Genomic DNA, 11368 nt, shown 5'->3' with positions numbered 1-11368 from the left:
CGAATGTCCCATCCTGGAAGCACTCCAGTTTTTACCCCATCAAGGCAATTGACGCCATCTTTGAGGGATTTGATTTCGTGATGTCAGCTTGGAGTATAGTCTACCTAGACGTCAGGATGCTTGCGGTAATTGTGTCAGATAAGAACGCCGAATCACATTTCTTGACATATGCGTACCAAGTTTATAGAGTCCAACCTGACATATTGGCCAGGAGCGGACGATGAATGGGCAAAAGATCGGATACGTCCGGGTCAGTGCATTCGATCAGAATGTCGATCGCCAACTGGATGGTGTCGCACTCGACAAGATTTTCACCGACAAGGCATCGGGCAAGGACGTCGACAGGCCACAGCTTGAAGCCATGCTATCGTTCATCCGCGAGGGGGACACGGTGGTCGTGCATAGCATGGACCGCCTCGCGCGCAACCTCGACGACCTGCGCAAGCTGGTCCAGTCCCTCACCAAGCGGGGCATCCGGATCGAATTCGTCAAGGAAAGCCTGGCGTTCACGGGTGAAGATTCGCCGATGGCCAATTTGATGCTGTCGGTGATGGGGGCATTTGCCGAATTCGAGCGGGCCTTGATCCGCGAACGACAGCGCGAAGGGATTGCTGTCGCCAAACAGCGCGGCGCCTATCGCGGAAGGAAGAAGTCGCTTTCCGATGACAGGGTGGCCGAGTTGAAGCAACGGGTTGCAGCTGGCGAGCAGAAGGCTACCATCGCTCGCGATCTTGGGATCAGCCGGGAAACCCTCTATCAGTACCTTCGATCAGCGACATGAAAAGCCTTTCCCGCCTTTGTCCATGAAATCGTTGTCTGACGCACAAACCTTGAGGCGACGCCTATTACCACATCCGGCCGCCGATCAAGCCCGTGACGCTGGGACAGCTGGCGGTGCTGAGTGAAAGCATCGATGCCACCGTGCAAGGCGATAACAAAACGAGTTTCATGTTCACGAACTTGAATTGACACACCCGAGGCGTGCAATGCCAATTGGAGCATCAAAGGTCATGATCTTAAACTGGAAAGCTCGTCACACCATACTTTCCATTTTGTTCGCGACTTGGATCGTTTCGTATCTTGACCGCATGGCACTGTCGGTTGCGATGCCGTATATCGCCAATGACTTTGAGCTCACCTCGCTGCAGACCGGCCTGCTTCTAAGCGCCTTTTTCGCCAGCTATTCGCTGGCGCATATCCCGGGGGGGATGCTGGCCGACCGGTTCGGCGTGCGGAAGGTTACCACAGTTGCTATGCTGTGGTGGTCGGTGTTTACGGCGGTGACCGGCGCAGCGAATAACCTCGTGCAAATGGCGACCGCGCGTTTCGTGTTCGGACTGGGCGAAGGCGTTTTCCCGCCTTGTGCCTATAAAACGATCTCAAACTGGTTTCCAAAGAGAGAACGCACAACCGCCAATGCGATCATGCTGGCGTCTAATCCATTCGGCGCCGCGCTTAGCCCGCTGGTGGTCGTCGCGATCATGTCGGTGCTGGGCTGGCGCGGCGTTTTTTACATCCTCTGTCTGCCTGGCCTCGTTATCGCGTTTCTGTTCTGGAAGTTCGTAAGGAACTACCCGTCTCAGAGCACTACCATTTCGCCAGCCGAAGTGGCGGAGATCGAGGCGGACGACAGCAAATGGTCGGACACCAGCGCGAAGGAACCGAGCTTCGCCGACTGCTTCCGCCAACCCAACATCATGCGGTATTTCGCTATCCTGTTCGCTTTCGATATCGCCTATTGGGGGTTTGCAACCTGGCTGCCGACCTATCTGGTGAAGGTGCGCGGCTTCTCGATGGTTCAGATGGGTTTGGCCGCGTCCCTTCCCTTTTTCGCCGGGGCGCTCGGCTCCGTCGTTGGTGGATTGCTATCGGACAGGATATTCAGCGAGAGCCGCCGCATACCGCTCGTCGCGGCCCAGCTTGTCTCCGCCGTTCTGCTCTTGCTGATGATGAAGACGGAATCGACGACCGCCTTGATCATCGTTCAGACGCTCGCGGGTTTCTCGCTGTGTTTCTTCATTTCCGCTTTTTGGGGCCTGCCGATGAACTCCGTGCCGAAGGAGTTGATGGGCGTGTCTGGCGGATTCATCAACATGGCCGGCCAGGTTGCAGCCTTCGTGGCACCAATCGCCATCGGATTTCTCGTCGACGTCGGCAACGGCAGCTTCGACTATGCCTTCTCGCTCTTTATTGGCGCGATCGCCCTGTCCTTCGCGTTCGTCGTTACCTTACCCACCAGGACACAGCGTCACGCACAGCCTATGCAGGGACTGGCCGATTGACGGGCCATGCCTGAACGCAAGTGCCAGACCGAATGGCAAGCCCAGGCGGCAGAGCACGGCGGCGGTGACGCCACCTGCCTCCACTTCACCTCAGCCGGGCAAGGCCGCATTTTCGCGAGGATGCCCATGGCATCCGACAGCCGGACGGCGCGACCGCCACTTCCCACTCTCACACTCACCCGAAAAGGAACGCCGCATGAGCACCATCACGCTTGAACAGGCAAACATGATCATCGGCGCCGCCTTCAACAAGGGGCGCGACCTCGGCCTCAATCCGTTGAGCGTAGCGGTACTCGACGCCGGAGGGCATCTCATCGCCTTTCAACGGCAGGACATGGCGTCAACACTCCGGCCGCAGATCGCCTGCGGCAAGGCCGGCGGAGCGCTAGCGCTCGGAATATCCAGCCGCAAGATCGCCGACATTGCGGCGGAACGTCCCGGGTTCGTAGCCTCGCTCGGACCGATTAGCGCGAATGGCATTATTCCAGCGGCGGGTGGATTGATCGTACTCGGTGCGAACGGCCTGCCCATCGGGGCCGTCGGAATTACCGGCGATACCAGCGACAATGATGAAGCATGCGCGCTGGCAGGCATCGCCGCGACGGGGCTTGAGGCGAGGGAGTAAACAGCCATGACGACGATGGCGATGACCGACAGGGCCGGCCTCTCGGTCGCCGAAGCGCTGGCGACTTTCCTAGAGCAACACGTACTGCCCGGCACGAACCTCGACAAGGCCGGCTTCTGGGCCGGTGTGGCGGATATCTTCGCCCGCTTCGCGCCTGAAAATGCAGCGCTGCTTGCGAACCGCGACACCATGCAGGCGAGAATTGATGCCTGGTATCAATCCAACGCAACTGCCCCTGCGCCTGCTGAGACAAAGGCATTCCTGCAGGATATCGGTTATCTCGTTCCCGAGCCGGCGCCATTCACAATCTCCACGGAAAATGTCGATGACGAGATCGCACGCCTTGCGGGGCCCCAGCTCGTCGTACCTATACTAAACGCACGCTTCCTGCTCAACGCCGCCAACGCGCGTTGGGGGAGTCTGTACGACGCGCTTTATGGCTCCGATGCGATCCCTGGCGCGCCATCCGGCAAGACCTATGATGCCGCGCGTGGTGCGCAGGTGATCGCCTGGGCCAAGGCGTTCCTTGATGAGGTTGTCCCGCTCGCGTGCGGAAACTGGGCCAATTGGACCGGCGGCGAACCAGCGCTCGCCAACCCTTCGCAACTTGTCGGTCGCGCAGGCGCGAACCTGCTGCTACGCCACCATGGACTACACATAGAGTTGGTGATCGACTCCGCTCACCCGATCGGCCGTAGCGACCCAGCCGGCATTGCCGACGTCATTCTTGAATCCGCGCTCACCACCATTTGCGATCTCGAGGATTCGGTCGCCGCGGTTGATGCTGCGGACAAGGTTGCCGCCTACGCCAACTGGCTCGGGCTGATGCGCGGCGATCTTGTCGAAACGTTCGAAAAGAACGGCGGCAGCCTTACCCGCCGTCTCGCCGACGACCGCGCGTACACTGCGCCAGACGGCACCAGCTTTACCTTGCCCGGCCGCAGTATCTTGTTCGTCCGAAACGTTGGGCATCTGATGACGACCCCCACCGTCCACCTGCCAGATGGCCGCGAAGCACCGGAAGGAATTCTCGATGCGATCGTCACCAGCCTGGTCGCGCTGCACGACTTAAAAGGGCTCGGCACCCACCGCAACAGTCGCGCCGGCAGCATCTACATCGTCAAGCCCAAGATGCATGGGCCAGAGGAATGCGCCTTTACGAACCGGCTGTTCGATGCGGTGGAGGACATGCTTGGGCTCGCGCGCCACACGATCAAAGTCGGCGTGATGGATGAGGAGCGACGTACGTCGGCCAATCTAGCCGCCTGTATCGCCGCGGTGTCTGCCCGCGTAATGTTCATCAACACCGGCTTCCTCGATCGTACCGGCGACGAGATACACACCGCGATGCACGCCGGCCCGATGGTTCGCAAGGCGGAGATGAAGACGAGCGACTGGATCGCCGCCTATGAGGACCGCAACGTCCAGATTGGCCTCGCCGCGGGCCTGCGCGGGCGCGCGCAGATCGGCAAAGGCATGTGGGCCGCGCCGGACATGATGGCGGACATGCTGGAGCAGAAGGTCGGCCATCCACGCGCGGGCGCCTCCACTGCCTGGGTGCCCTCGCCCACGGCCGCGACGCTCCACGCAACACACTACCACCGCGTCGACGTCGCGGCGCGGCAGGCAGAGCGTGCCGCCGAGCCGATCACCCCGATCACGCGGTTGCTGACGGTACCGATCGCGGCCGGGCGAAACTGGACGCCCGCGGAGGTGCGCGAGGAGCTCGACAACAATGCGCAGGGCATCCTGGGCTATGTCGTACGTTGGATCGATCAGGGTATAGGCTGCTCTAAGGTGCCTGATATCCACGATGTCGCATTGATGGAGGATCGCGCGACGCTGCGCATCAGCTCCCAGCATATCACAAATTGGCTGCTCCACGGTGTCACCACGACGGCGGAGGTCGATGCCGCGTTCCACCGAATGGCCACAAGGGTCGACGCACAGAACGCCGCTGATCCGCGCTATCAACCTATGGCGGCCAACGAATCGGTCAGCATTGCATATCAGGCAGCCCGAGCACTGGTTTTCGAAGGGGTGACCCAGCCAAATGGCTATACAGAGCCGCTACTTCACCGCTTCCGCAGGTCAAAGAAATCGGAGGCGGACCTCTGAAATGGTGCGCGTGTGTCAAGCGAACCGAGGATTTGACCCCTTGGGCGAACTGAAGAACTGACCCCCTGTCATTGCGGTGCGGTTGCGGTGTTGTCGAGTGCAGATCCGGCCTTCTGCAGAAGGCCGGATCTGCGCTTTTCGCGAAGTCGGTAGCTGTCCCCGCGGATGGTGATCACGGTGGAGTGGTGGAGCAGGCGATCCAGGATCGCGGTTGCGACGACCGGATCGCCAAACACGCTGCCCCATTCCCCGACCGAACGGTTTGAGGTAATCAGGATCGATCCCTTCTCGTAACGGCGCGATACCAGCTGGAAGAACAGGTGAGCCGCGTCGGCTTCGAACGGCAAGTAGCCGAGTTCATCAATGATCAGCAGTTTCGGCCGGCTCAGCAACGTGAGTTGTTTATCGAGATTCCCGTCCATGTGGGCTTTGGCCAGAAGGGCCACGAGCGTTGCTGCAGTGACGAACTGGACCGAGTAGTTCTGCCGGATCGCCTCACGCCCCAGCGCCACCGCCAAGTGCGTTTTCCCGGTCCCGGGCGGCCCCAGGAACAGCGTTGTGTCACCGTGCGCGATCCAGCGGCACGTCGCCAGTTCCCGGATTTGCCCTGGATCCAGCGAAGGCTGCGCGTCGAACTCGAAGCCTTCGAGTTCACGCACGAAGGGGAACTGGGCGATCTTGCTTGCCATGGAGGCCCCTGTGCATTATTCGGACACAGATTCACGGTAGGGGCAAGCCGCCAATCTTCAAACCTCCACAGTCCGTTGGCGATATTCGGCAACAATCCTTGAAACGGTCGGCTCGCTCACATCGTAAAGTCGGGCCATCTCGGCGCCGGATTTGCGACCCGAGATGACGGACTCAGCAATTTCGCGGCGCTTCTTGTCGCCGAGCTTGCGCCGACGACCTCCGATCCGCCCTTCAAGCCGCGCCTGCGCCAGTCCCGCGCTGGTGCGCTCGCGGATCATGGCACGCTCGAACTCGGCGAAACTGCCGACCATTTGCATCATCATGCGCCCAGCGGGCGTGGTTGTATCGATTGCCTCGGTCAGCGATCGGAAGCCCGCCCCCGCCGCCTCGATTTTCTCCATCAGGTGCAGCAAGTCCTTCAGGCTGCGCGACAGGCGGTCGAGCTTCCAGACGACGACGACATCGCCATCGCGGAGCTGACTGATCATTTCTAGAAGTTTGGGCCGGTCCCATCGCCCCCCGCTGGCCGCTTCTTCGAACAGCCGCTTGCATCCCGCGGCGTTGAGCGCGCGAGCTTGCGCTGCATTCGACTGCTCGTCGCCCTTCGACACGCGGGCATAGCCAATCAAATAGGGCGCGGGGATCAAGCAAGGTCCTTTCGCAAACGACCGTTTGTGGTGGCCAATCGACTGCAACGCTGATGCGCGACCTTCCGCCTTTCACAATCCTCTTGCAAAGCTGTACCGAAAGGCAAGTGGTTTTTGAAGGAATGACCGATGCCCGCACGGATTTCGATGACCGGCCCTCAGCGCGACGCGCTATTGGCGTTGCCTGACGACGAGGCAATTGTCGTCCGCTATCACAGCATGGACCCGAATGACCTTGCTGCCATTAACAGTGCCCGCACACCCGAGACTCGGCTCGGCTATGCACTACAGCTTTGCTGCCTGCGCTATCCCGGTCGCCACCTTCGGCGCGGAGAACTGCTCCCTGCCGTCATGCTCGATCATATCGCCGAGCAGATTGGGGTCGATGCCGAGGTGATCGCCGATTTTGCTCGACGAGCGCCCACACGGTACGATCAGCTTCTGACGATCAAGGCGCGATTCGGTTACATCGAACTTGCCAGCCCAACGCGCACAACGCTTCGCGCGTGGTTGGAACTGGAAGCTGTCGGCCTGATCGACGGACGAGTTCTGTTAGGCAGGCTCCTCGACGAGTTGCGCAACCGCAAGATCGTTATACCCGGTATCAGCGTCGTCGAGCGCATGGCCGCTGAGGCGATGCACGCCGCCGAAAGTCGGATAATCGCCGATATCGACGATCGTCTCGATAGCGATATACGCAGCCGCCTCGACGCGCTCATCGCTGAAAAGACACATGATCGGCAAAGCCGGTTTTCCTGGCTGCGCGAACCCGTGCCACGTGTCGCGTCCGCTTCGCTCATCGGTCTTCTCGACAAAGTCGTGCTCGTTCGGGCCACCGGCGCGAACGCTGTCGTCATCGACAGACGATACGATCCCCGAATGGAGCAATTTGCGCGCGAAGGCATACGCTACACTGCGCAGGCTTTCCAGCAGATGGGGCCTGCGCGGCGACGTGTCATCCTCGTCGCGACGCTGCGCGAGTTCGAGCCCACGCTGACCGACGCGGCGATCGGCATGTTCGGCTCTTTGATAGGACGGGCGCATTTACGCGCCCGCAAACGGCTCGAACAAGCGATCGTGGCTTCGGCCGACCAAGGTCGTGATCGGCTGATCCGCGTTGCTGCGGTGCTTGAGGCGGTCAGTCAGGCCGCACGCGCCGGCGGCGATATCGCCGCAGCGGTCGCAGCGGTGGCCCCGCTCGACACGATCGATGCAGATGCCGCGCTCATTCGCCGAACGACGAGGCCGGGGAGAGACAACGCAATCAGCGAGATTGCCCCGGAATATCGGACTTTCAAGCGGGCAGGGCCGCGCTTCTTGAGGGCATTTGTATTCGAGGGTCGCAAAAGTACCGTGCCGCTGCGTGCGGCGATTAAGATCCTGGTTGAATTAGATGGTGATTGGCGAACACCGCTTCCCGACGGCGTGCCGCTCGGTCATATCGAGCGGCGCTGGCAGCAATACGTCGTAACGGACAGCAAGATAGATCGCACCTATTGGGAACTGGCGACCTATTCCGCGTTGGCCGGCGCGCTGGCGGCGGGCGACATCTGGGTGCCCACCTCCCGGCTGCACCGGTCGCTCGATACGCTGCTCGCTCCGAGTGCGGATGCCGCCCCGTCGCAGATCGGCCAGATTTCCGATCCCCACGCGTGGCTCGACGCGCGAGCGGTCGAACTCGACGCCGCGCTGCTCGGTGTTTCGCGAGGTCTGCCCGGCGGGGATCCTGCGCTGTTCACTGGCGACCGACTGCGCTTTCCGAAAGAACCGAAGACCGATCTTGCCGAGCGTGACGACGGCAGGCGGCTGGCTATGAACTGCTACGGACTTGTGCCGACGACCCGCATCACAGATGTCTTGTCGCAGGTCGAACGCTGGACCGGCTTCACCGCCCAATTCGGGCATGTCTCGACCGGGCTTCCCCCCGGCGACGAGCGCGCCTTCCTCGCCGCGCTAATCGCCGAAGCGACGAACCTTGGCCTCTCCCGTATGGCTGAAGTCTGCGGCGTCGCGTCGCGTCGCGCGCTCCTGCGTATGCAAACCTGGCACATGCGCGAAGAGACGTTCCGCGCCGCCCTTGGCTGTTTGACCGACGCCATACACGCCGAACCGATGGCGGCGTGGTTCGGTGAGGGCTGGCGCGCCTCCGCCGATGGCCAAGCCTATTATCTTGGCGGGGCCGGCGAGGCGGGCGGACTGGTAAACGCGCATTACGGCCGTGATCCGATCGTCAAAATCTACACCACAATTACAGACCGATATGCCCCGCTGCATCAAACGGTGATCGCCGGCACTGCTGGCGAAGCGATCCACGCACTCGATGGCATCCTCGGTCACGAAAGCAGCGCCAACTTGTCCGCGCTGCACGTCGATGGCGGCGGCGTTTCGGATATCGTGTTCGCGGTCATGCACTTGCTCGGGCTCGATTTCGAACCCCGCATTCCGCGCCTGTCCGATCGTCGCCTATACGCCTTTGAGACATCCAAGCGCTATGGACGCCTCGCGCCGCTATTCGGGCACCGGCTCAACCGCGATCTGATCGTCAATCACTGGCCCGACATTCAGCGCGTCATCGGAGCGATGCGCGATAGAACCGTCACGCCGTCGCTCATCCTGAAAAAGCTGTCCGCCTACCGGCAACAGAATAGTCTTGCCGCCGCACTGCGTGAGGTCGGACGCATCGAGCGCACGCTGTTCACGCTGCGATGGTTTCAGGACCCGGCGCTTCGCCAGCTCGTCACCGGTGAACTCAACAAGGGCGAAGCACGCAACAGCCTAGCGCGCGCGGTAGCGTTTCACCGGCTCGGACGCTTTCGCGATCGTGGCCTGGAAAACCAGCAAATGCGAGCCGCCGCCCTCAATCTTGTCACTGCCGCCATCATTCTTTTCAACTGCCGCTATCTCGGTCGCGCCTTAGCCGAACTGGAAAAGCGCGGGACAAAACTCGATCCCACTCTGATTTCGCAACTTTCTCCGTTGGGCTGGGACCGGATCAATCTCACCGGCGACTATGTCTGGTCAGATGGAATCGAACTCGACGCCGATGGGCTAATGCCGCTCAAACTGGCCAATCGTTCCTGATCGTTACGCGGCTACCGTGAATCTGTGTCCGAATAATGCACAGGGGCCTCTTTGCTCGGAGCACAGCTCAGCGAATCCGGGTGCGTGCTAACCAATGCCCACCAACAAACCTCGGTTAAGGGTCTCTACGCAGTCGGCGACGTCGTGGAAGGGCTCGATCAGATCAGCGTCGCAGCCGGACAAGCGGCGATCGCTGCGACCGCAATTCATAACCTGTTGCGCGACCGCGACAGTGGATTGTCATCCGCCCTCGCCGGGCTGTATTCCGCTCGGAGCGTACCGCCGACGTAGCGGGAGCCATTGGCGGTGCGACGAGCGAACACCGCCAACAAAGCGCTGATCGCCGGCTCGCTTGTCATCTTCTTCGGCTGCTTCGCGCTTATTCGTATCCACACGACGATCGGCGACACGGCCTTTCTCCGTTCGATGATCCCGTACCACGATCCCGTGGCTCGCGCGCGAGTGCATCGAGACAGTGTGCTATTATCAGGGTCGGGGTTCCTCGACACGCCCGAGCGGAGCCGGGATCGCTGGCGGCATCCTACGGCACGAAGGTCGGCGCTGCCGCATTCTCCTTCGAACCGCGCCAACACGCGAGCGGCTACTAAGCGTCGGGCCCCTCAGAACGCCAAGTGGTTTATTCCGCCATGCATGAAGGTTCCGCCGAGGAACCCCTGAATTGAGATCGCGAGCGTCATCAGGCCAAGCACCACCCAATACAACGACCGCGACCGCTCGGGACCCTTGCGGTGGCGGGCTGCCATCCAAGCCAGCACGACGCCGAAGACCGCGATCGATGTTCCGAGCCAGCGATGCGTCATCAGGATAGGGTTGCGGTCGGTCAGGTAGAACCCGCCTGCGAACCAGCCCAGGAACGCCGCTGCGATCGCTCCCAGCGCGCCGACCACCAGCATTATGTGTGCGACATGCTGATAGTCCCGGTTGCGGCGCCATAACCCGAACAGCTCTAACCCGAACGCGCCGATGAACATGGCGATGGGAAAATGAATGACCATGGTGTGCAGCCGGCCCAGCCAGCTCACAAGCCGTTCGCCGAAACTCTTGTTCTTGTTGGCGGTCTCCTCGTGCATGCCGCCCATGTCCATGTCGTCGCCGGCGATGTCGCGGCCACCCATGTTCATGTCCACAGTCGACATAGAGCCCATGCCCATGTGGCCGTCGCCAGCGTCCGCCCCATCTGCTTTCTGCGTCTCGGCTGCGCTGTTAGCGACCGGCCCGGGACCCGCCCCGAGCGCATTGTGATCTTCGTGCGCCGATGCCGACGTGCTGACTGATATTGCAACCGCAAGAAGTATAGCGAAGGTCCCGCCTCGTTTGCCGCCCATCACCTGACCCCTTGATCCGTGTTCATCCATTCCCGTTTACGCACGCCCGGCCTTCTCCCCTCACCCGCCCATTAGCTCTTTCCGTGAGACTTTTCGTCTGCTTCGACGCGAACTGGATGGAGGAGTCACGCTGGCAGCGGCAGGCGCGTCCTGCCGGCCCTAACCAGAAAAATCGCCGATCAGCTGCCGTGGCGGGCGAACAAGCGGCGTCCGCCGGTGCCGAAGGCGACCACGTCATAGGCCTGCGCCTTGACGCCCGGCACTTCCATTCCCGGCGAGCCGAGCGGCATACCGCCGACCGCCAGGCCCCGCACGCCCTTGGGCCGGGTCGCAAGAGCCCGCTTCATGTCGGCGATCGGCACGTGGCCCTCGAAAGCCATGCCATCGGCGATCGCGGTGTGGCAGGACGAGAGGTCCGCGGGAACGCCCGCGCGCTTCTGCAGCGCCGGGCGGTTAGAATCATCGACGACGCGCACCTGCCGGCCGAGCTGCTGCTGCACCTGCGCCGCCCACTTGGCGCAACAGCCGCAGCCGGGGTCGCGGTGCATAACGATCGGGGTAGCCGCGCTGGCGGCAACC

General features: G+C 61.6%; 9 protein-coding genes and 2 pseudogenes. 7 read left to right on the top strand and 4 right to left on the bottom strand.

Annotated features, from left to right (window positions below; all coding sequences use genetic code 11):
* Positions 1–220 precede the first annotated feature (220 nt).
* The 4 genes from B7Y89_RS17435 to B7Y89_RS17420 all read left to right on the top strand — a co-directional run bounded on the left by B7Y89_RS17435 (position 221) and on the right by B7Y89_RS17420 (position 5025).
* Positions 221–781: a recombinase family protein gene (locus B7Y89_RS17435; RefSeq protein WP_062348316.1), complete on the top strand. Its 561-nt coding sequence runs from the start codon at positions 221–223 to the stop codon at positions 779–781.
* Between the two features lie 205 nt (positions 782–986).
* Positions 987–2282 (top strand): MFS transporter, encoded by a 1296-nt coding sequence (locus B7Y89_RS17430; protein WP_366416456.1) that lies wholly within the window; start codon positions 987–989, stop codon positions 2280–2282.
* A gap of 196 nt (positions 2283–2478) precedes the next feature.
* Positions 2479–2907, top strand: coding sequence for a heme-binding protein (locus B7Y89_RS17425; protein WP_292940611.1), 429 nt, complete (start codon positions 2479–2481; stop codon positions 2905–2907).
* A gap of 6 nt (positions 2908–2913) precedes the next feature.
* Entirely contained in the window at positions 2914–5025 is a 2112-nt protein-coding gene (locus B7Y89_RS17420) for a malate synthase G (RefSeq protein ID WP_292940608.1), read from the top strand.
* 68 nt (positions 5026–5093) lie between these two features.
* On the opposite strand, the pseudogene istB reads toward B7Y89_RS17420, so the two are convergent.
* Both istB and B7Y89_RS17410 read right to left on the bottom strand, forming a co-directional pair.
* Positions 5094–5717 (bottom strand): annotated as a pseudogene (gene istB, locus B7Y89_RS17415) (IS21-like element helper ATPase IstB); the annotation flags it as partial.
* A 54-nt stretch (positions 5718–5771) separates the two neighbouring features.
* On the bottom strand, positions 5772–6362 hold the full coding sequence (locus B7Y89_RS17410; RefSeq protein WP_366416454.1) for a recombinase family protein: 591 nt from the start codon (positions 6360–6362) through the stop codon (positions 5772–5774).
* Positions 6363–6509: 147 nt separating this feature from the next.
* Here B7Y89_RS17410 and B7Y89_RS17405 point away from each other — a divergent pair, with 147 nt between their 5' ends.
* The 3 genes and pseudogenes from B7Y89_RS17405 to B7Y89_RS17395 form a co-directional block, all read left to right on the top strand.
* Complete coding sequence (locus B7Y89_RS17405; protein WP_366416458.1) at positions 6510–9443, top strand: Tn3 family transposase; 2934 nt, start codon at positions 6510–6512, stop codon at positions 9441–9443.
* A 51-nt stretch (positions 9444–9494) separates the two neighbouring features.
* Entirely contained in the window at positions 9495–9734 is a 240-nt protein-coding gene (locus tag B7Y89_RS17400) for an FAD-dependent oxidoreductase (RefSeq protein ID WP_292940599.1), read from the top strand.
* Positions 9735–9767: 33 nt separating this feature from the next.
* Positions 9768–9884 (top strand): annotated as a pseudogene (locus B7Y89_RS17395) (DUF305 domain-containing protein); the annotation flags it as partial.
* 179 nt (positions 9885–10063) lie between these two features.
* On the opposite strand, the gene B7Y89_RS17390 reads toward B7Y89_RS17395, so the two are convergent.
* Together B7Y89_RS17390 and B7Y89_RS17385 are read right to left on the bottom strand one after the other, a co-directional pair.
* Positions 10064–10789, bottom strand: a complete 726-nt coding sequence (locus tag B7Y89_RS17390) for a DUF2231 domain-containing protein (RefSeq protein ID WP_205499320.1) — start codon at positions 10787–10789, stop codon at positions 10064–10066.
* 179 nt (positions 10790–10968) lie between these two features.
* The coding region (locus B7Y89_RS17385; protein WP_292940594.1) for a DUF411 domain-containing protein at positions 10969–11368 on the bottom strand (400 nt) is incomplete at its 5' end.

This window comes from Novosphingobium sp. 32-60-15 (assembly GCF_002280675.1).
Lineage (GTDB): Bacteria > Pseudomonadota > Alphaproteobacteria > Sphingomonadales > Sphingomonadaceae > Novosphingobium.
Note: the sequence above shows the minus strand (reverse complement) of the source record. Positions and strands in the feature narration are given on the sequence as shown.

What these genes read in the sequence shown, in the direction of transcription:
- B7Y89_RS17435 (WP_062348316.1), top strand. Translation starts at nt 221, where the DNA reads ATGAATGGGCAAAAGATCGGATACGTCCGGGTCAGTGCATTCGATCAG.
- B7Y89_RS17430 (WP_366416456.1), top strand. Translation starts at nt 987, where the DNA reads ATGCCAATTGGAGCATCAAAGGTCATGATCTTAAACTGGAAAGCTCGT.
- B7Y89_RS17425 (WP_292940611.1), top strand. Translation starts at nt 2,479, where the DNA reads ATGAGCACCATCACGCTTGAACAGGCAAACATGATCATCGGCGCCGCC.
- B7Y89_RS17420 (WP_292940608.1), top strand. Translation starts at nt 2,914, where the DNA reads ATGACGACGATGGCGATGACCGACAGGGCCGGCCTCTCGGTCGCCGAA.
- B7Y89_RS17405 (WP_366416458.1), top strand. Translation starts at nt 6,510, where the DNA reads ATGACCGGCCCTCAGCGCGACGCGCTATTGGCGTTGCCTGACGACGAG.
- B7Y89_RS17390 (WP_205499320.1), bottom strand. Translation starts at nt 10,789, where the DNA reads ATGGGCGGCAAACGAGGCGGGACCTTCGCTATACTTCTTGCGGTTGCA.